The 21,666-nt window shown below is 30.7% G+C and carries 20 protein-coding genes; 2 read left to right on the top strand and 18 right to left on the bottom strand.

Going from position 1 to position 21,666, the window contains the following annotated elements:
* Positions 1-90 precede the first annotated feature (90 nt).
* The 14 genes from A8C32_RS20885 to A8C32_RS20480 all read right to left on the bottom strand — a co-directional run bounded on the left by A8C32_RS20885 (position 91) and on the right by A8C32_RS20480 (position 8,052).
* Positions 91-462, bottom strand: a complete 372-nt coding sequence (locus A8C32_RS20885; protein ID WP_069828953.1) for a hypothetical protein — start codon at positions 460-462, stop codon at positions 91-93.
* A gap of 3 nt (positions 463-465) precedes the next feature.
* A complete protein-coding gene (locus A8C32_RS02970) occupies positions 466-924 on the bottom strand; it encodes a thermonuclease family protein (RefSeq protein WP_069828952.1) in 459 nt (152 codons plus the stop codon).
* Between the two features lie 78 nt (positions 925-1,002).
* Positions 1,003-1,908 (bottom strand): hypothetical protein, encoded by a 906-nt coding sequence (locus tag A8C32_RS02965; RefSeq protein ID WP_083253218.1) that lies wholly within the window; start codon positions 1,906-1,908, stop codon positions 1,003-1,005.
* Positions 1,909-1,913: 5 nt separating this feature from the next.
* On the bottom strand, positions 1,914-3,176 hold the full coding sequence (locus A8C32_RS02960; RefSeq protein ID WP_069828950.1) for a hypothetical protein: 1,263 nt from the start codon (positions 3,174-3,176) through the stop codon (positions 1,914-1,916).
* Between the two features lie 2 nt (positions 3,177-3,178).
* Entirely contained in the window at positions 3,179-3,526 is a 348-nt protein-coding gene (locus A8C32_RS02955) for a hypothetical protein (RefSeq protein WP_240491674.1), read from the bottom strand.
* A 210-nt stretch (positions 3,527-3,736) separates the two neighbouring features.
* Complete coding sequence (locus A8C32_RS02950) at positions 3,737-3,985, bottom strand: DUF4236 domain-containing protein (RefSeq protein WP_069828948.1); 249 nt, start codon at positions 3,983-3,985, stop codon at positions 3,737-3,739.
* A 10-nt stretch (positions 3,986-3,995) separates the two neighbouring features.
* A complete protein-coding gene (locus tag A8C32_RS20235) occupies positions 3,996-4,238 on the bottom strand; it encodes a hypothetical protein (RefSeq protein WP_123803303.1) in 243 nt (80 codons plus the stop codon).
* A gap of 6 nt (positions 4,239-4,244) precedes the next feature.
* The gene (yidD, locus tag A8C32_RS19745; RefSeq protein ID WP_083253217.1) at positions 4,245-4,520 is read right to left on the bottom strand and encodes a membrane protein insertion efficiency factor YidD; all 276 of its coding nucleotides are present in this window, start codon (positions 4,518-4,520) and stop codon (positions 4,245-4,247) included.
* Positions 4,517-4,753, bottom strand: a complete 237-nt coding sequence (locus A8C32_RS02945; protein WP_069829169.1) for a hypothetical protein — start codon at positions 4,751-4,753, stop codon at positions 4,517-4,519. The genes yidD and A8C32_RS02945 overlap by 4 nt, the downstream gene beginning before the upstream one ends.
* Before the next feature lie 4 nt (positions 4,754-4,757).
* Positions 4,758-5,075: a GIY-YIG nuclease family protein gene (locus tag A8C32_RS02940; protein ID WP_069828947.1), complete on the bottom strand. Its 318-nt coding sequence runs from the start codon at positions 5,073-5,075 to the stop codon at positions 4,758-4,760.
* 99 nt (positions 5,076-5,174) lie between these two features.
* On the bottom strand, positions 5,175-5,357 hold the full coding sequence (locus A8C32_RS02935) for a YegP family protein (protein ID WP_069828946.1): 183 nt from the start codon (positions 5,355-5,357) through the stop codon (positions 5,175-5,177).
* Between the two features lie 159 nt (positions 5,358-5,516).
* A complete protein-coding gene (locus tag A8C32_RS02930) occupies positions 5,517-6,182 on the bottom strand; it encodes a response regulator (protein WP_069828945.1) in 666 nt (221 codons plus the stop codon).
* 2 nt (positions 6,183-6,184) lie between these two features.
* Positions 6,185-7,795, bottom strand: a complete 1,611-nt coding sequence (locus tag A8C32_RS02925) for a tetratricopeptide repeat-containing sensor histidine kinase (RefSeq protein ID WP_069828944.1) — start codon at positions 7,793-7,795, stop codon at positions 6,185-6,187.
* Between the two features lie 104 nt (positions 7,796-7,899).
* On the bottom strand, positions 7,900-8,052 hold the full coding sequence (locus A8C32_RS20480; RefSeq protein WP_165605777.1) for a hypothetical protein: 153 nt from the start codon (positions 8,050-8,052) through the stop codon (positions 7,900-7,902).
* Between the two features lie 370 nt (positions 8,053-8,422).
* Between A8C32_RS20480 and A8C32_RS02920 the strand changes: the two genes are divergently transcribed.
* Positions 8,423-9,112, top strand: a complete 690-nt coding sequence (locus A8C32_RS02920; RefSeq protein ID WP_069828943.1) for a hypothetical protein — start codon at positions 8,423-8,425, stop codon at positions 9,110-9,112.
* Between the two features lie 16 nt (positions 9,113-9,128).
* Here the strand turns inward: A8C32_RS02920 and A8C32_RS02915 are convergent, their stop codons facing one another.
* The 4 genes from A8C32_RS02915 to A8C32_RS02900 all read right to left on the bottom strand — a co-directional run bounded on the left by A8C32_RS02915 (position 9,129) and on the right by A8C32_RS02900 (position 20,371).
* On the bottom strand, positions 9,129-12,476 hold the full coding sequence (locus A8C32_RS02915; protein ID WP_069828942.1) for a VCBS repeat-containing protein: 3,348 nt from the start codon (positions 12,474-12,476) through the stop codon (positions 9,129-9,131).
* A 14-nt stretch (positions 12,477-12,490) separates the two neighbouring features.
* Complete coding sequence (locus A8C32_RS02910; protein ID WP_069828941.1) at positions 12,491-15,820, bottom strand: VCBS repeat-containing protein; 3,330 nt, start codon at positions 15,818-15,820, stop codon at positions 12,491-12,493.
* Between the two features lie 105 nt (positions 15,821-15,925).
* Positions 15,926-17,341, bottom strand: coding sequence for a RagB/SusD family nutrient uptake outer membrane protein (locus A8C32_RS02905; protein ID WP_069828940.1), 1,416 nt, complete (start codon positions 17,339-17,341; stop codon positions 15,926-15,928).
* 18 nt (positions 17,342-17,359) lie between these two features.
* On the bottom strand, positions 17,360-20,371 hold the full coding sequence (locus A8C32_RS02900; protein ID WP_069828939.1) for a SusC/RagA family TonB-linked outer membrane protein: 3,012 nt from the start codon (positions 20,369-20,371) through the stop codon (positions 17,360-17,362).
* A 213-nt stretch (positions 20,372-20,584) separates the two neighbouring features.
* On the opposite strand from A8C32_RS02900, the gene A8C32_RS02895 reads away from it, so the two are divergent.
* On the top strand, positions 20,585-21,460 hold the full coding sequence (locus A8C32_RS02895; RefSeq protein ID WP_069828938.1) for an AraC family transcriptional regulator: 876 nt from the start codon (positions 20,585-20,587) through the stop codon (positions 21,458-21,460).
* Positions 21,461-21,666: the final 206 nt, after the last annotated feature.

The following is a 21,666-nucleotide window of genomic DNA, read 5'->3' as shown; positions in this document are numbered from 1 at the left end:
GTTAATATTAAATTAGGTTAAACATAATATTAGCTTTCTTTAAAGTTTTTTTGAGTTGTAGTTTTGTGCCATATCATTTATAATTTGAAATTATTGATGTTGATAACATTTCGTATTGGCATTTTTTGTTTTGCGTTTACATCTTGAGCCAGATTTTGTTTTTCCTGTACATTGAGAAGTAACATTTTTTTTTGTTTTAGTATTAGGTATTGTTAGCTTAGAGTGAAGTAATAGCTTTGATTTTGTAGAAGCTGTTTTGTTTTTTGTAACAGGTTTACAAATGGAACATGCTTGATATCCAAACGAAACTGCTTTTTCTATAGTTAATTCTTTTTTTGAGTATTTCAAGTATCTACAATTGCTTTTATGATACTTTTCTCCTGTTTTAGTGGTGTAAACCGTTTGTGCCGCAATATTAAAGGAAAATGCTACAGATATTATAAAAAGAATTATTCTATACATTCTTTATTTTTTTGTTTTTTTACGAGCTCGCCATTCCCAAGGGGATATGGCATTTTTATCTTGCCATAAACCTCTTTTTGCCAATTTTGATAGGTCTTCTAAGTCTTGTAAGTATTTGTCTTTTGAATACTTAATATAATGCCATGCAAGCCCCTGTTTTAAGAGTTCTTGATTTAAATTTAGGGAATTATTGTAAATAACATTTGCAATATAGCGTCTGTATCTGTCTTTTTTTAACACATTTAGCGTTACTATTTTATTAAAAACAGCATCAGATACAAATTGTTTTGCTTTTTTGGAGAAAGGTTGTTTTTTTTCAGGACAATCAATATTAGCTAGTCGAACTCTAATTAATGTAGAGTCTTGAGTTAAGAGTTTAAACGTGTCACCATCAATTATAGAAACTACTTTGCCTGTAATGATTTTTTGAGAAAAAGACAAAGAAGGTAAAAATAGGAGCATAATAAAAAATACTTTTTTCAATTGATAAGGGGTATTGATTGTTATAAAGATAAACTTTAATTAGACATTAGAATAATGCTATTTTTTTAGAATATAATCTTTAATAATTTTATCCATATTAGCAGGTAAAATGGCAGTTTTAATTTGAAAGTTTTTTATTTTCATACTGTTTAACCAATTTTTCCAGTATTGAAGAATAACATCTTGTTCATATGGATTTTTAGGGTTTGGATTAATACCTAAAATGAGTACTTCTAAATCTTGTAAACTATCTTTAGTGCTTATAAAACCATAGTTTTTAGTTTCTATTGTTGTTTTCCAATTTGAAGTATTTAATTTGAAATTTTTAATATCTTGAGGTCTTAAATAGGATGTTTGATTTTTTTCTCTCAATTTAGAGTCTTTATGGTATAAATAGCCATCGGTTAATATTACTAATATATTACGGTGATTTTTTTCAATACAAAAATCTTCGACATTAGTTTTAAAAAAACTCCATAAATCGGATCCAATATAGTTATTGTCATTGATTGCAGATTTATAGATTAATCTTGAAATACTATCATATAGTACAGATGTTTGCATTATATATTCTCTTTTAGCATTGTTCTTTGTAAATGTCATATCTAAAAGTTCTATCTTTTCGTTTAAGTTACTATCAGAAGGTTCTGGATCGATATATAGATGAATATGGTCGTTAATTTTATTGGTTCTTTTGCTTCTTATGTGTAATTCAAAACTTTTTGCAATAGAGTTGATATAACCTAAATCTCTTTCAAAATATTCCATTGTTGGATTTGGATATTTTTTTGGATTAATTCTATCAGAAAGATCTAATAAGATACTAATGTTTAAATCGGGCTTTTTTGAGGATAATTTAATTGTTTCAATATTTTTTGAATCTATTTGAGTAGGTGCTTTTTGCTTATCGTCTTTACAAGCTACTAGAAACAAAATTGCTATAATTATAAATCTACTTTTCATGGTTATTAGTTTATAAGTTTATATAATCTTCCTTCATAATCTTCATTGTTTATATGGTGTTTTATCAAATGACTTTTTTCAATTTCAACACATTTAGAAAGTAATTCGTCACGACGTTTTAAGGCTTCAAAATTATCTGTAATAGCCAAAAACCAGCCTTTAACATATTCTGAGTGATAGGTTAAGTAATGTTTGTTTGAAAATACAAATCCGTCAATAGTCCGTTGAAGGTCATTTATTTTTCCTTCGATTCCAGATATTTCTTCTTTAATAGGATTAAGCTTTTGTATAATCTTAGATATATTGATTTCGCAATTTTCAACATCTTCTCTCTTGGTTCTAATAAATGACTTTATTTTATCAAAGTTGTCATATTCCTTCATTATGAAATCAAAAACTAACCCCCAGATAATATAAACAATAAAGCCAGCGAAAATGATTCCCCAAAATTCAACTGAAGAGAATGCAATTCCTATATCGAAAGGAAGAGAATCTGGGGTTTTTTGAATTTCATAAATTTTCTTTTCTATTTGATAAGCAAGAATAGCATCAAAAATAAAAGTCACTATAAATAATATAGTTATTTTAATATAGGAGATCCAATCTTTATGTTTTTGAAACATATGTACTAAATAGCCTAAACCCATAAAAGCAAATGGTATAGTTGCTATAAATATACCTTCTAGCCAACCACCATCTATAGCTTTTTTAAGAGCATTACCATCAAATATAGCTGAGGTTAATTCTTCTGAATCAAAATTTTTGAAAAAAGCGGAAAAAGAAGCAGACATATAGAAAACCAATAAATAAAAGGTTATTGGTATTAATACTGTTAATCCTAAATAAAACTGCGCTTTTGGTTTTTTATCAACTTCAAGACCGTATTTTTCTGGTTCCCTTTTTACTTCAACCATGTCATTTTTAAATAGCACAATCTTTTCTTCCAAATTACTAATGGATTCTTCTAATAAACCCAGAGCCGTTTTCCTTTTTTTAAGCTCTGTTTCGTGCTTTCCTTTTTCTTCAACGTAGGGTGATTTTAATTCCTTTTGTAAGTTCTCATCTTCTCTACATTTGCCTTTATAATCCATATAGACATCTTCTAAACAAGCTTTAAAAACAATATCATTTCCTTCTGCTTGTTTAGAAGAACCGTATCCACTTTCAAAAAAGGTTAGCTTTATTTTTTTAATGTCTTCTTTTTGATCAGTATCAATTTTTTGAGGTTCTTTGTTTTTTAGTGCAAATATTTTTTTTAAAGGACTCATAGCTATTCGTTTATAAGTTTAATTAAGTCTTCTTTGGGAAGATTGTTTTTGGCATGTTTCAATAGAAATTGAGTTAATTCACCAATATTTTCTTCCAAAAACCCAAATTTTAAAGCGTATTTTTTGAGCGCTGTTTTTTCGTCATCAGTGACTATATTGTCTGCCCAAATCATAATAGCGAGATCATATAGGTACTCTATTTTTTTATCTAGGTCTTCAGGAATAAATGTTTCATGAGAAGGCTGCAATAATATAGTGTTCAATTGTTCTTTGTTTACACCTCGCTCTTCAGCAAACTTATAAAGCATTTGCATTTCTAAAACATCAAAATTATCATCAGAAAATGCCATTAGGTATAATCTTAGAAAATGACTTTTTAGTTCGGTTGATATCATAATTGATTAATTAAATATGTTGTAATAATTAAGGTGAATAGTATTAGAATTGTACTAGTGCACCCTTTTCTTTTCTTGTTTAAATAAGATTTACTTCTGGATTTAGTGTAGTGCCCTTGTACATAGGCTCCATTTTTTTTGTAATACCCTTTTCTATACCTCATATTATAGTTGTGCTATAATTGTTAAGCTTCCTAATATTAAAAAGACCATTAAAATAACTAAACAACCATTGTTTTTAGATTTAGAAAACCCTTTTCTATAAGTTAGTCCAGAGATTCCAGTTTTAATTGAATAACCTTTGGTGCTTATGGAGCCTTTTTTAGATCTATAGCTTGGAGTAACACCAGATTTACTAATGTTTATGCCAATGTTTTTACCTAATTTAATTCGTTTTTGAAATTTAAAACCCATCGTAAAATAATTAACAATTACATTCGGATCGATCTACATAGGTTTTATTATTATTACTGTTGTAGTAATAGCAGCCACCTTTAGGGCCTGTCCATAAAGATTTTCCGTTATGGGTTCCGCATCTCCATTCAGTGCTTGACGTATTCTCAGAATTAATGGTTTCTGAATCTGAACTTGGGGTTTCTTCTGAATCACAAGAAATTAAGTATATAAAACAGATTAGAAGCGTAAAAATTAGAGTTGGTTTTTTCATGGTTTTTTAATTTAGTATAGTTTCACTAATTTCACTTTGTTTAAAAATATTATTAGAGTTTGTTATTAAAAGTTTTTCTCCATGAACTTCAATCAAATTATAATTTGGATGACAATTATTAATTCTGATTTTTAATGCTTTTAGTCCATGTAATAATCCTTTGGATTCTGTTACTTCGTACACGTAATTAGAACATGATTTTTTGAACAAACACTTTCTTCGTTTGGATTCTGGTATGAATTTCCAGTAAAGTTTAATTATAATAATAAGTAAATGTTTCATGGTTGTTTATTGAATACGATCATTTGTCTAGAGGTAGTATACCCTGGTTTAGCTCCAATACCAAAACAGCCTGCGTTCGGTTGAACAAATGTTGAAACACTTTCTAATCTAATGTAGTTCCATCCTTGATTTGAATGGTGTTTAATTATTTCTTCGAGTTGATTGGCAACATGTGTAGAGTTCCCTTTTTTAGAGTCAATTGATGCTACGAATGGTATGACTTTATATTCCATGATGTTAGTTGTTTGTTTCATTACAAGAGAAGTCATAATTACATAAAATGTCCTTTTCAATAGTTTCTCTTTCTTCTTTTGAAGAACTTAGATGAACAGAGATACAATTTGCATTATGTTTATCAAAACAATCTTGTTTGTGATGGTTATTAAATCTTGTAGATAGATCTTCAGTGATTCCTAAGTAAATTCTAGTATGTGTCTTATCTTGTCGTTTACTAATAAAATAAATTGCTCCCAATGTGTTAAAAGCTGTTTCTATTGAATAAATATCAAAGCTATAAGTCTTTCCTGAGCATCCTTGAAGTGATACTTTTGGCATATTTTTAAATTTTAAAGTTTAACAATTCAAACTTAAACCTATTAAAAAACAAAGCCTTACGGGATTCCGCAAGGCTCAGAGAATTAATTTAAATTACTATTAAGATTGGTCGTCTATTTCTGCGATCGGAGCATTAGTTTTTACCGATTCAATTCCATTTTTGCAACCATCTTTAGATTCATACATTTCACTTGTTGCAATAATTTTAGCATTTGTAGCATGAAGGTTGAAATAGTATTTGTCGTTACTACTTTTCTTAATAATAAATTTTGGATAACCCATTTTATAAATTTTAAAGATTAATAATCCCACAAACCTAAAATCATTATAGACGATTACCTTACGGTAACCCGCATGCTCTAAAAACAAAAAGCACGCTTTTAAAAAAAGACGTGCTGATTAAATTCTATTTTTTTATGAAAATCTATAAAGAAGAAAAACTTAAAGCAATCCTAAGTCTTTAATTATAGAAACTAAGTGTATGGCGTTATTTGCTTTAAATAGGTCTTTGAGTTTGTTGAGCCGTTTTTCTACAGAACTTAAGCTGCTTGGAGTAATGTGATGTTGCTCAAAATGTTTACTAATTTCAGTTTGAGACAAACCTAGGGAAAGTTGTTTTATAAGTTCAATATCGTAATCATCAATTTCTGAATCTGATTTTGAGCTTAAAGCATTTTTTACCTGAGGAGATAAAAATAGTTTTTTATTGTATACAGCCTCTATGGCTTGAGATAGTTCTAAAGAGCCTTTACGGTCTTTACATACATATGCATTAATGTGGTGTTTATTAATTAACGTTCTTACTTTTTGCAAGAGGCTATTCATAGAATATACGATGATTGGTAATTCTGGATATTCAATTTTTAATGTAGCAATAAGTTCTTCTCCGGAAGAAATTTTGCACTCACGGTGGTCTTTTTTAAAGGATAAATCGGTGATTAATAAATCAAAATTTTGACCGTCAAAAACTGCTTTTTTAACTTTTAAATGTGCATCATCACAGTACTGTGCGTTTTGTATCGTTTCAATATTAAAAGTATTTAGAATATTTAAAACACCATTATTAATATCGTCATGATCATCAACTATTAAAACCTTTTTAAACATATTTATACTGTTATTTTTGCTTTAAACCCTTTGTTAATTTCTGTTTCAAAAATAATGGTTCCGTTAATAGATTGCATACGGTTTTCCACATTATGTATACCTGTTCCTTTTTTAATAGCTGCTCCAATACCATTATCATTATAATTAATGGTTATTTTATGGCGTTCTTGATTGAAGTTTAATACGACTAATGATGCCCTACTGTGTTTTTTCATATTAATCATTAATTCTTGAAGTACTCTGTAAAGTGTTGTTTTTTTTATGTCTTCAACTGCATCCCAATCTATTTTAGATATATTTTTGGTAAGAATGTTTACCTTATCATTTTTAAAGCTTATTAGTAGATCTTTTAATAGATCGCCATAATCTTCTTTAACTTCAATAATGCTATTTTCTTTAGATATATCTCGGGTTCTTATATAAATGTCACTTATGTCGTCTAAAATGTTTTCTTGTATATTAGGATTGCTTTGTAGTTTTGTGAGTAGATGATACATGTCGTTAGAGACTTCATCATGAACCTTTTTAGAAATGCGTGTTTCGGTATTGTAAACTTGTTGGATTTTGTCTTTTTTGTGTTTTGACTTTAAGATTAGAATTAGGAAAAATGACATTAATAAAATAGAAAGTCCTATGAATAAATAAACTAATTTTAGTTTTGTTTCTTTTTCCTTTTCAAGTTCAGTAGACTTTAACATTAACTCTCTTTCATTAATTATTTTTTCCTTTTCTTTTACATTATATTTAATAGCTGCATATTTATTTTCTTGAATTTGTTTAGCTTTTTTTAAGCTATCTTCTATTGTTTTATATTCTATTATGTTTTTATCATTTTTTAGATTAAGTAACATTGATAGGGCATTTTCTTTGTGTTTTATGTTTTTTGTGAAATTCGCTATTTTTAAAGCCTTTTTTGCATAAAAAAGAGCTTTTTCGTTATTTTTTTCATCTTTATAATATTCAGAGATATGGAGGTAACTAGTGAAAATTCCAGAAGTATGGTTTGCGTTTTTTCTCATACTTAAAGCTCTTTCAAGATTTGTTAGAGCGTCAGGGTTTTGGGTTTTAGATTGGACAATTCCAATATTGTCTAGGGCTCTCGCTGCTTTAATGATATTGCCTTGTTTGGTGTAGAATGAAAAAGCTTTTTGAAATTCATTAATTGCTTGTGTGTAATTTCTTTGGTATTTAAAAACATTAGCTTTATTATTATTGATTTGAGCTATATTATTTGGGTCTTTTGTTATTTCTAGAACCTTATTGTAGTATTCTAAAGATTTATCATAATCTTCAAATTGTCTGTAAATCATTCCTAATTGATTGTAAATACCAATTCTTGGTTCTATTAGAGTGTCTACTCCTTTTATGTTATCTAAATAACTCATAGCAGTCACTATTGAGTTTTCACTATCATATAATGCCCCTAATTTGTTTTGTATTACTGCAATGTATCTTAAATTAAGTATGATCTTTAAAGTGTCTTTTTTAATTAGACTTTGGTTTTTGTGTTTTTCAAAGAAAACATATGCATTGGTGAGATCGTTGTGATTTCTAGGTTTTAGAATGAAATTATAATAATATAGCGAGCTATCAATTGCTTTCTGAGAATGCAAAAAATTGCAGGATATTGTTGAAAGGTAAATAATTAAAAAAAAGAGGAATGAAGTTTTTAATGGTTTCATTCCTCTAATGTAATAACTAACTTTTTATTAAGCAATTAATCCTTAGTTGGAGGAGGGATAATAGGTCCTTCTTCATCACAACATAGTTGTTCTTGTGGATTATTATTTTCTGTAACAGTTTCAGGTGAACAAGAAAAAAGTCCAACATTAAGGAAAACCGTAAGTATTATTAAAGTTATTTTCTTCATTTTATATAATTTTTAAAATTGAGCAATAGTTTGGCTGTCCGAGTTTTTCTCGGATGCTCTATTGCTTTAGCATGGTGCTAAAAGTGAGAAGGCGCCTTTCTCGTTTTTTTGGGAAGTGTGAAAGGCAGAAGTAAAGAAGTATGATCACTTCCCAGAAATTATAAACTTTACTCTGCTATTCTTGTTTAGAATTAAAAGCCGTAAGTCTTATTACAAGTAAGACCGTTATTAATTCTGAAGCAAATAAAATGAGATTTGAAAGAAATTGGTGGAAAAGGATAGGAAGTGTTATGGAAAGGTTTAGGAATACTATTTCCAAATTTATTCCAAAAAAATAATTAAATTTAAACCACATAAAACCAACCGTTTAATGTATAAGGAACTAATTATTGAAGCTTTTGTTAAAGCTAAAAATCAAAGAGAAAAAAGAGGGGAAAAATCACCGTCGGTAGTTGCTATAGCAGAAGACCTTTCGGAATATATATCTGAAAAAGAAGGTTTTAGTTTGGGGGAAAGAAGTTTTCGTGATTACAAAAAAGAAGCTGAAAAACTAGCTAATAAGCTTGAGGATATTAATATAAAACAGTTTAAAGTTGTTATTGGATTATGTAAATATTTAGGGTATAATGATTATGAAGACTTTGTATCTAGAAATACATCTAAAATAAAGAAGCGCTTTAATTTATTTAAAAAGAATATTATATCAGTTTCGGTAGTTGGGATTTCTGTTCTTGTTTTGTTTGTAATTAATTCTGTTGAGGAGGAGCGATGGATGATGTGGAAAGAAGATCATTATATTAAAGTAGGATTTGATAAAGAAAAGTATGATTCAGGAGTGCTTATGCTGTACGATGAAAGTCGTCTTAAGCTTTTAAGAATAAAGGCTGATTGTAATACAGCGTTTTTTGATTTACAAGGGAGACCTATGGTGTGGTATGGGAAAAATGTTAAGAAAGAATTGCAGTTTTTTTCTGCATATGGACTTCATCCAGAGACAGGCAAGAGCTTAAATCCAATAACTAGATATATGATACGAAAATATATTTGTAAAGATTATTGAAGAATATTTAGAAATTCTACTCCCTCTCCAACAACACCAGCCCACCATTATTCACACCTACTATAATACCTTTAACACTGTTTGAAAGTTTACCTAGCTTAATAGATTTAAGTGTTTTTACATTGTTAGGTAAAAATATACCACTTGCATTTGGTGGTATGGAATTGAATTTAAAGTTGCTTTCTTGCTTTAAGAACACGCCTATAGATGCATCTGCTCTGGTGGTTTCTATTTCTACATTAAATTTATTTCCAGCAAGTAGAATATCTTGTTTCCCATCTTTAGTGAAGTCGTCTAGAATTACTGCTTGAACTGTTGAGTATTGCGCTTGACTAGGAAGTTTTTTAATCTCTAAAATCCCGTTATTATTAATTAAAACTACGGATTGAAACATACAGACTTCGTGTTTTTGTGATGTTAAATTTTTATCATCCAAGATAGTGCCTAAATCGGCATTTGCAAATTCACTATAGGTTGGGAATTTTTTAGATAAGTCAGGTAATTGTTCTGTGGAACATTCTTTTCCGCGGATAGGTACAATCTTATTTTTATAATTTTTGGCAAGAAAAATATCGTTTGTGCCATTTTTATCATAATCTGAAGAGAATACATAAAATGGTTTTTCTTCGCTTGCTTTAAATTTATAATTCTCGCCTAAATTACCTAGAACAAAATCGATATCTCCATCTAGATCGATGTCACTTGCTTCAATAGTATTCCACCAACCATTGGTTTTATTTAAACTAGGCATTTCAAGCTTTTTAAATAAACCTTTTTCTAATTGGAATACATGTATAGCCATCCATTCACCAACAATTAATAATTCGTTTTTTGAATCGCCATTTATGTCTTGCCATGTTGCAGCTGTAATCATGCCTATGTTTTGTAGGTTTTTAGCGAATTGAGAGGTCACATTGGTAAAAATACCAGAGTCATTTTTTAACAAATAACTTTTAGGAGCACTTGGGTACTGGTTTGGAACTAAGCGTCCTCCAATAAATAAATCTAAGTCGCCATCATTATCAAAATCTAAAGGAGTGACACAGCCTCCACTTGAATTGATTTGAGGTAGGTTATTCGATTTAATAAACGATCCTTTTCCATTGTTTAAGTATAATCTGTCTTGATATTGTATCGCATTTTCTAAAAACTCATTGCCACCACTAACCACATATAAATCTAAAAATCCATCACCATTAGCGTCAAAAAAAGATGCAGCAGTATCTTCATGTATTTTATCTTTTAATAAATTGGGTTGCGATGTTTTTATGAACTTGTAATTTGCTTTTTGAATGTAGATAGCTCCACTTTGTCCTGTGGATCCTCCAATAAAAAAATCTTCATAACCATCATTATTAATATCTCCAACTTCAATACAAGGACCTTCTGTAGATAGTTTATGAGGTAATAATATTTGATTTTTAAAATCGTTGTATTCGTTTTCTTGATGTAAAAAAGGCTTTCCTGAAAATGCTGTTTTAGTGATATTTTTAAAAATAGGTCTGGTTAGCTTGGTTTTTTTAGCTTTTATAATATTGGCCTTTTTATAGTCAATAGTTTGAGTCGTATTGTTATTAACGTGAGTTATGAGGTTTGTTTTTTTGTCTGGCCAAATAACTTTTATAGAATCGACAGTATTCGATTTTCCTAAACCAAAATGAGCAATAGGATCTACAGATGATAGGTAACCACGAACATTTTTTAATTCGTGATATTGAATGCCTTTATTTGTATATACTGTGATTTTGGCACCTAAACCTAAAGAGTTGTTTTTAGGGCCTTGAAGTTTTACTTTTATAAAACTATTTCCCGATTTTTCTGAGTTATTTTTATATACAAATGCAGCATCATTTATATTGTTAACTACTAAGTCTAAATCGCCATCGTTATCTAGGTCGCCTACAGCAGCACCATTAGAAAAGCTAATGGTTTCCAATCCCCAGTTTTTTACTTGATTTGAAAATTTTAAATCGCCATCATTTTTATAAATATAGTTAGAGATTTTGTTTTCATTAAAAAGGTTGACAATATGGTTAACATTTTCACTTTTAGAACGTTGTTTCTTTTCTTTAGAATCGACATATTTTAAAAATTTATTGGTCGCATCTTTATCGAAAATATCACGTCTAAATCCGTTAGAAACAAATAAATCTCGTAAACCATCATTATCGAAATCGCTTCCTAGACACGACCAACTCCAATCGGTTTTGTCTATACCTGCAAACTGACTGATTTCACTAAAAAAACCATTGCCGTTATTAATTTGGAGCATATTGTGCATGTATTGGTAATGGTTTCCTTGATTTAAAATACGATTATAAGCATCTACATTCATAGTTGCCATGGTTGTTTTGGCACGAACGTGGTCTGATGGTGTCATGTCGAGTTCTACTAAATCTTCAAATCCATCGTTATTAAAATCGACAACATCTACTCCCATACCATAGAATGCTACATGATTGGTCATGGATTGTATGTTTTGAGAAAAGGTTTTATTGCCTTTGTTTTGGAAGAAATAATCACTTTCAAAATAATCGTTAGCAACATAAATATCACTAAACCCATCATGATTTAAGTCTGAAGTGGATAGTCCTAAACCATAGGCATAGGTTTGATTTATTCCAGAAGTTATTCCAATGTCTTTAAAAACACCATTTACGTTTTCATAAAGCTTATCTCTGTGTAATGGGCTTTGTTCTTCCTTTCCTTTTGAAATAGCATCGTTCGATAGAAAAAAGCGTTTGGGACGATTTATAAGATACATATCCAGATCGTTATCATTATCCATATCGAAAAACGAAGCCATCATAGAATATCCGTTATCATTGATATTGTAGGCTTGAGCTTGTTCTGTAAAGGTGTTATCTCCATTATTTATGTAAAGAAGGTTAGTGCGTTCTAGATCTGTATCATGCCATCCGCCTCGACATACATAAATATCTAGTAATTTATCTCCATTAATGTCGACCATAACTACGCCGTTATCCCAGCCTGTTCCTCCTGTAACGCCAGCGATATTTGTAATGTCTTCAAATTGAAAATTTCCCTTGTTTAAATACAGTTTGTTGTCGACTTGATTTCCTGTAAAAAAGATGTCCGATAGTCCGTCGTTATTAATATCACCTATAGCAACGCCACCCCCATTGTAAGCATAATTGTATACTATAAAAAAGTTTTTTGGGTCTTCCTTTATTTCATTGCTAAATGAAATGCCTGTTTGGTTGGCAGGTAAACTTTGAAATAAAGTCTCTTTTTTAACACTAGTTTTTGCTTCTTCTTTTTGCTCTTTTTTGCAATTTAAAATTAGTAACAAACTAAAAAGAGAGCAGTATAAATATATAGAAGTGATTTTATTTTGAGACATAGTTATGAAGAATCTTAATTTGCTTTAACTTCAATAAATTTTAAAAAATCATTGTTATTTGAAGCTATAATCATTTGTTTTTTGCCTACGGTAATTAAGGCTAAGTCTTTAACGTCTTTTGGAGTATAAAAACCACTTTTAGAAATTGATAATGGTTTAAATTTTCCTTTACCATTTCCTGCTAAAAATAGTCCAGTACCAGCATCGTTTCTTGGCGTTTCGATTTCCGAACCATATAAATTTCCAGAGGCAACAAAATCAAGATTTCCATCATTATTGAAGTCTTTAACTAAAATTTGATTAATGCTTGATAATTGAATTTCATTAGGGAGTTTGTGTAAAACAAATGTGTCGCCTTTATTTTCGATGTAGGTTGTTGCAAAAGTATTTACTTGATAGTGCAAAGCGTTTTCTAGCTCTTCTTCACCGTAAACATCTACCAAAGTAGCTTCGGCAAATTCATTATAGGTTTTAAACTTGTTTTTAATATTGCTTATTTGTGATGATGAGCATGAACGCCCGCGAACAGGGTATTTTTTTCCTTCGTTATAATAGCTTAAAACAATGTCTTTTTTGTTATTGTTGTCGAAATCGTTGAAATAAATATCAAAAGTTTCATCTTCATGAGACTTATATTTGTAGTTTAAGCCTAGGTTTCCTGCTATAAAATCTATATCTCCATCTTTGTCAAAATCACCGCTAGCAATACTAAACCACCACCCTGTTGTTTTTTCTAAGCCCAAATGATTGGAGTTTTCTGTAAATCCTTCGCCTTGATTGTTGTTAAACACACGTATAGGCATCCATTCTCCAACGGCAATAATATCTTGCCATCCATCATTGTTTATGTCCTCAAGACTAACAGCAGTGGTTAAACCAAGCTTATCAAACTCAGGAATTAAGTTTTGTGTAACGTCAAGAAATTTAACAGTAGTAGTGGTACTTACATTCTCTAAAAGATATGTTTTTGCAGGAGCAGGGTAGTTACCAGGGATGAGTCTGCCACAAACTAAAAGATCTAGATCTCCATCTTTATCGAAATCAAAACTATAAACTCTAGATCCACTGGTAAGCATCTCTGGTAAGGCATTTTTAGATAAAGATAAATTCCCATGACCATCATTTATGTAAAGTCTGTCTTGAAGTAGTTTAGAGTTTGGCTCAAACTCATTGCCGCCACTAACTACATATAAGTCTAGATCATTATCATTGTCGGCATCAAACATTAATGAACCCATATCTTCCTGGATGCTATTTTCTTTTAGGGGAAATTCTTTTTTGTCAAATAATCCTTTTTTATTTTGATAAAATAATCCGCCAGTTTGTTTGGAAGCGCCACCTATATATAAATCGTCTAATCCATCATTATTTAAATCTCCAACAGAAAGATATGGACCAAAAGTAGATGTTTTGTGCGGTAATAGAATTTCCTTTTTATAGTCGTTATATGGATTTTCTTTGTGTTTAAATAATGAATCTAAAGCTATGTTTTTTGAGTTGAAAATTTTATTGGAGTGTGGTGTTTTATTCGTTTCAGTAAAAATGGCATTAGAATAATTTACAGTTATTTTTTTATTTACGGAGAGGTTGGTTTGTATTTGAGTTTTTCCATTAGGCCATTTAATGTGTAGGGTATCAATTGTAGTTTCTTTTCCTAGTCCAAAATGGAGTATTGGTGCCATAGAAGAAATATAACCGTGTTCTAAACTTAACTCTTGAAATTGTTTTTTTCCATTTGAAATGATAGTGCATTTGGTACCTATACCTTTTACATTTAATTTTTCGCCATGGAATTGAATAGCTAAATAATTATAGTTATGACTATTATTGTTTTCGAAGATAACTGCCTTGTCGTCAATATTGTTTAATATAATTTCCAGATCTCCATCATTGTCTAAATCGGCATAAGCTACGCCGTTAGAAAAACCATCATACTGTAACCCCCATTCTTTATTTATTTTTTCGAAAGTTAAATCTTTAGAATTTTTAAAAACAAAATTATCTGTTTTTTCAGAGGGCATTTTTAAAGCATTTTGTAGACCATCAGTTTTTTTATTTTTACCAAAAGGGTTCTTAGTTTTTTTAATAGCATTAAAAAAATCGGTATTATTAATTTCTCTTCGTGTCCCATTGGAAACATATAAATCTTTCCAGCCATCATTGTCTAAATCTGCAAAAATAGGTCCCCAACTCCAGTCTGTACTGGAGGTGTTTGAAATTCTAGATATGTTATTAAATAGTGGACTTTTATCATCATTTAAAATGCCAGTATTTAATTGTAGGCAGTTATGCATATATTGATAGTAAAGTCCAGAATTGTATGTGTCCCAAAATACTTGAGGGTTCATACTAGCCATATTTGCTTTGGAGCGTTTGTTCGTAGAGGCATCCATGTCTGCTTGAAAAATATCTAGAAAGCCATCGTTATTAAAATCGGCAATGTCTGTACCCATACCATATAAAGCGGTATGTTTTACAGACTGCTCTAGTGTGTTTTTAAATGTGCCATCGCCGTTATTTATATAGCAAAAATCTGCGCTGGCAAAATCGTTACTAACGTAAATATCTTTAAATCCATCATTATTTAAATCGCTTATAGTTGCACTTAAAGATAGACTGTATGATTGTAAGCCCGATGCTTTGGTAATGTCTGTAAACGTATTGTCTCCATTATTTTTATATAAATGGTTGGAGTGTTGAGGTAACGCATGACGAACATGGTTTTTAAAAATATATGGACTTGTTTTAAAGGGGGTTATGGGGTAGTTGGCGACATATAAATCTAAATCGCCATCATTGTCATAGTCAAAAAAAGTACTCTGTGTACTGTGTCCTTTATCTGCAATACCATATTTATTAGCTTCCTCTTTAAAGGTTATATAGCCATTTGCGTTTAGCCCCTGATTTACCAAAAGCTTATTTGGACAATGTTCATTTTTCCCCGATACACTTAAATAAATGTCTAACCAGCCATCGTTATTAATATCTACAGTTGTTGCTCCCAAAAACCAGTCATTACCTAATCCTGCATTAGCTTTTTCTGTAACGTCTTCAAAAATTAAATGACCTTTATTTAAATATAGTGCGTTTTGCACCATGTTACCTGTAAAATAGAGATCCTGTAAGTTGTCATTATTAAAATCGCCAACGGTAATTCCGCCTCCCATATATATATATGGGTAGTTGAAATAATTTAAGCTGTCGGACTCCGTTAGTGTATTAGTGAATTCAATTTTTGAGTGATTAGAATCTAGTAATGTAAATTGCTTTTTCTTGACATTACTAGTACTTTTTGAGCAAGAAATAATGAAAATTAATAAGAAAAGGAATTTAAATAATTTCATGGAACAAATTTTATTGAAGATAAACAAATATATAAATAATCCTACATAGTAAGTTGCTATGTAGGATTATCAAATTCAAATAATAAAAAACTAAACTATGGGGGGTTATAAATTTGTATTTCCTTGTAATTCAATATTAGGAATAGGCATTAAGTAGCTAAAATTGTCAAATCTTTGTAAGTCTAAATATCGAGATTGTTCACCAGCTAGCTCCACCCATCTTTCGTGTTTAATGGCATCTAAAATTGCTGATGTTCCTACTGCTACTACAGGTGGTAGGGAAACAGATGGTCTAGCACGAACTTCGTTTATGTATCCCAAGGCAATAGATTCAGATCCGCCAGAGCGTATTTCTGCTTCAGCTTTCATTAGTAAAACATCTGCATAGCGAATAACTCTTGCGTTAATACCACTGTTTATTGTTTCACTTTCTCTATTGTCTAAGTTTTGGTATTTTCTCCAAGCAGGGTTATCGTCTGGTCCTATGCCTCCAGAAATAAAAGTAAGTTCTCCATTATTGTATGTATTGGTCATTGTTCCATTATCGCTAGCGTCTATTGAATAAAAAGAGTCTGCATAACGGGAGTCTCCATTTTCAAATTCATCTAATAAAGCTTGGCTTGGTTTTACATTATACCATCCAGAGTATTCTTGGGCTCTAAAGGATGTTTCTGAGTTGCCTCTTCCGTCTTGATTCCAAGAGTCACCATCGCCCGATGATTCATCATAATGAACTTCGAAAACAGATTCATTATTGTGTTCTCCTTCTACAGTAAAATTATCTCTGTAATTATCTGCTAAGCCGTAGCCTGTTACATTTGCTAAAGCCGTTTTTGCTGCAGCTGCATTATTATTTTGTAATTGTACTTTGCCAAGTAATGCCCATGCTGCTCCAGACGTGGCTCTACCTACTTCTTGGTTTTCTTTTGTTGGTAGGTTTGTTGTAGCGAATTCTAAATCTGTAACGATAGCTTCATAAATTTTAGATATAGAGGATTTTGGTCTGCCGCCTGGTACAGTTTTTAAATCAAGAACTAAAGGGATTTCTCCATATTTAGTAACTAAATTGAAATAATACAACGCTCTTAAAAAACGAACTTCCCCTAATCTGGCTGAGATTTCTGATGCAGATATATTTTTAAAGTTAACTTCATTTTCTATTACAAAATTACATCTTCCAATACCTTGATAATTATGTTGCCAATATTGGTTGTTTCCATTGTTAGCTTCATCTACTTGTAGGTTTATCATTTGTACTTTGTCTGCTTCTAAATTTCCTGCAGCATAGTTTTCACCAGCAATATTATCGTTAATATAAAACTGATATCTGCCATAGTTTCCAACGTCTTGAAGGTATGCGTAGCCTGCGGTTACCGCAGATTCTAGTTCTACGCTTGACTTGAAAAATGTTTCAAGTGGTAATTGATTTGGATTACTTAATTCTATATCTGATTCATTGCAGGAAATTAATATCCCAGTTATTGCAATAATACCAGCAAAAAAGGTTTTAAATTTTTTCATATTTTTTAGATTACTATATTAAAATGCTAATTGCACGCCAAGAATAAAAGATCTAGGTTGTGGGTATTGACCTCTATCTATACCAACACCAGCTGCTGAAGATTGTTGTCCAGGAGTTACTGTTGTGCTTCCTCCAACTTCAGGGTCGTATCCAGAATAATCTGTAATTGTAAATAGGTTTTGTCCTGTTACATATACTCTAAATTTAGATAACATTCCATTTGCAAAAGACGATAGTGTGTTATCTGTTAAGCTGTAGCCTAATGTTAAGTTTCTAAGTTTGGCGTATGCCCCATTCTCTACAAAACGATCTGAGCGGTTTACATTATCCGAATGGTCTGCTGTGTATCTTGGTATAGAAGTGTTTGTATTAGTTGGCGTCCATCTATCTAAAACAGTAGTTCCAGCGTTAAATAAGCGGGTCATGCCTTCTAAATCGTATAGATTTGTATTGTATATATCGTTTCCAGAGACGCCATTAAGGAATAATGTAGCATCAAAGTTTTTATAGTTTGCAGAGAGGTTTAGGCCGTAAGTGAAGTCTGGAAATGGGTCGCCAATTTTTACATTATCCTTACTGTCAATCTTGCCGTCGACATTCTGATCAACAAAACGAATATCACCAGGAGCAGCATTGGGCTGGTTACTAGTGTCATCTCCTATTTGGAATATACCATCTGTTTCGTATCCATAAAAATAAAATAAAGTTTCGCCAGCTGTTACTCTTGATATGTTTTCACCTTCAAAAATTGAGCTTTCAAAAAATGATAAATCATCACTTAATCTTGTAGCTTTATTTTTAGCTGTTCCTAAATTTAAATTTGCAGACCAGTTAAAATATTTTCCATTGTTGTGATTGTATCCAATATTTAACTCAAAACCTTTTGTATTACTTGAAGCTCCATTACGTTGTGTGAATAACTCGCCTAAACCTTCGGATGATATATTAGGTATTGGAACAATAAGGTCTTCTACGTCATTATTATAGTATTCAAAAGATATGTTAAGTGAGTTATTAAAAAGCCCTAAATCTAGACCAATATTGGTCATAGTTGCTTCTTCCCATTTGAGGTCTGGGTTTGGACTTCCGAAATTAGAAACACCAACGTTGTTATTAAAACCTGAATAGTTGTAAGTGCCAATTAGTCCAGATTGGAAAGCGTATTCTACAGATCCATCATTACCAGTTACACCCCAAGAACCTCTAAGTTTTAAGTTGCTAATGGTGTTGGAATTATTAAGGAAGCTTTCTTCGCTTAAAACCCATCCTAAAGATACGGCTGGGAAATTAGCCCATTTTTTACCATTTCCAAAACGAGAGGTTCCGTCTCTACGAATCGATGCCGAGATTAAGTATTTTTTGTTGTAATTATAATTAAGTCTACCAACATAAGAAATTAATCCGTATTCGTTTAAAGTGTTAGTAACCTGTGCATCTCCTTGAATAATTTCGACTTCATTTGTTAGTGGGTTTGCTGCTTGAGAACGGTTAGATCTATTTGTTGTTTCGAATTTTTCAATTACAGCTAATAAATCTAAGTTATGTGCTTCGTTAAGTGTTTTAGAGTATGTAAGTGAATTGGTGTAGGTGTTTGAATTGAAAACGCTTGCGGTTTGATCTAGTTCTGCAGCAGTACGCTCATTTATGCCTTCGTCAAAAGAAGGGCGATGGATGTTTTTTGATGTGTTGGCTCTTTCGAAACCATATTGAAACTTATAATCAAGTTCATTTGTAATTTCGTAAGAAGCATATAAAGAACCTAATATTTTGATTATATCTGTGGTGTTATTGCTTATGGTCTGTAGTCTTACAGGGTTTTCTGCATCAGAGCCATTATCTAGTGTGGTATCAGTTCCTCCAAAACCACCTGGGTTGTTAGCGTTGTAAACCGGAGTGTAAGGTAGTGATTTTATGGTGTGTTCTAATAGGGTTCTGTCTCCATTTTCTTCTTCATTTTTCATTTCAGAATCTGCTATAGATAATGTTTCTCCTATTTTAAATTTACTACCTATTTTAAATTCACTATTTAATCTAAGTGCTGTTCTGTTAAATCCTGTATTGATAATAATACCTTCTTGGTCAATGTAGCCTAAAGACATATTGAAAATTGCGGTATCAGAACCTCCAGATAAACCTAAATTAGTATTGTGTAATATTGCAGATTGAAATACTTCATCTTGCCAGTCTGTATTTAATTGTGTAGATGCCGGATCTACAGTATATCGGTTAGGTAAACCAAAAGTTTCATCTGCAAACTGTCTAAATTGATTAGAATCTAATAAGTCTAATTTTTTAGGTACCATTTGAGATGATAAATAAGAATCTAGAGTAATTTTGGTTTTTCCAGATCTCCCTTTTTTTGTTGTTATAATTACTACACCATTAGATGCTCTTGAACCATAAATAGCAGCGGTAGAAGCATCTTTTAAAACGTCCATGGTTTCAATGTCGTTAGGGTTAATTTCGTTTAGCCCACCTGAAACTATGCCATCAATAACATATAAAGGTTTGCTGTTGCCAAAAGTTCCTAAACCACGTATTTGTACTTGTGGAGATGTTCCTGGAGAACCAGAATTAAGTACTGTTACACCAGGAGCTTGACCTTGTAAGGCTTGATCTGCCGAAATTACAGGGGTTCTGTTAATGTCCTCCGATTTTACAGAAGATATTGCTCCAGTTACTAAGCGTCTTGATGTTTTACCGTAGCCGACAACTACAATTTCATTTAGTTGACTGGCGTCTTCTGTTAGTGTTACGTCAATTTTTGTTTGGTTGCCAACTAGTACCTCTTGTGTTTTGTATCCTATATAGCTAAAAACTAATATAGCATTAGAGCTTACATTTGTAAGACTGTATTTACCATCAAAGTCTGCTGTAGCTCCTGTAGTGGAGCCTTTAACTATTACATTCGCTCCAGTTAATGGACCATTTTCATCAGAAATAGTACCAGTTACATTTTGTGCATACGTGAATATGCTTGTAATAAAAACTACTAAGAAGAGTAATTTTTTAAATAATTTTTGTTTCATAAGGTGTTAATAATTAGTCTATTAAAAAAGAAATCTTCAATAGTTTTATTAAAAAAATAAGTTTGTTTCAAAAAAATAATATAATTTTATATTATTTAATAATTAGTTATTGTTTGTTGTAGATACAAATCTAACAGCATAATTATCATATATATAATATAATTTCATCAATTATTAATATATATTTTTCACAATATCATAAAAACAACATGTATGTTAGATAATATTCATAGAGAAATCACACAATTAACACCTGAAGATAGTTTTCTTGTGTTTGATAGGGTTAAAGATGATTTTGATTTTCCGATTCATTTTCATCCAGAGTACGAGTTGAATTTTATCCAAAATGGTAAAGGGGTGAGGAGAATTGTAGGAGACAATATTGAGGAGATTGGTGATATTGAATTGGTTTTTGTTGGATCAAATTTAATACATGGTTGGGAGTTGCATAAGTGTGAATCAAAAAAAATACATGAAATAACAATACATATAAATCATGATCTTTTAGGGGAAAAAATGTTAGCAAGAAATATATTTAAGCCTATAAAAGACATGTTTGATAAATCTACATATGGTATTTTGTTTTCCGAAAAAGTTTCTATGGAAATGGTTCCAAGGCTTATAAACCTTACTAAAATAGATGGTATAGATTATTACTTAGAGTTTATTTCTATATTATATGATTTGGCTAATTCTAGAAATCAGAGAATGTTGTCAACAACATTCTCTCAGAAAAGGAATTTTGAGAATAGTTCGAAAATTAAAAAAGTTTATGAGTATATCCAGAATAATTTCGATAAAAAAATATCATTAAAAGAAATATCTGAACTGGTGAATATGAGCCCTGTGTCTTTTAATAGATTTATAAAAAAACGTACAGGAAAAACGTTTGTAGTTTATGTAAATACGACTCGTATTAGTCAAGCTAGTAAGATGCTTTTGGAAACAGATTTGAGTGTTGCTGAAATAAGTTTTAAGTGTGGATTTAATAATATAGCAAACTTTAATAGAATATTCAAAAAAGAAAAAAATGCTACTCCTAGTGAATTTAGAGCCGAATTTAATGGTTGTATAAAAAGAGTTTTGTAGATGAAATGATACAAAAAATAAGTCGTAAGTAAGAATAAATAATCTTCTTTGTAAAAAAATTTTTCATTAAACAATATTTTTTGATATTATGTAATAGTTAAAATAATATCATTATTTGATCGTATAAGATAATTAAATGTGTCTTGTTAGATATATTTTTGTCCTTTATAGATCTGATAAAAATTGTTTTAGTTTTTTTTGAAATC

This window comes from Flavivirga aquatica, assembly GCF_001747085.1.
GTDB lineage: Bacteria > Bacteroidota > Bacteroidia > Flavobacteriales > Flavobacteriaceae > Algibacter_C > Algibacter_C aquatica.
The sequence above is the reverse complement of the archived record's forward strand: the minus strand, read 5'-3'. Positions and strand labels throughout refer to the sequence as shown.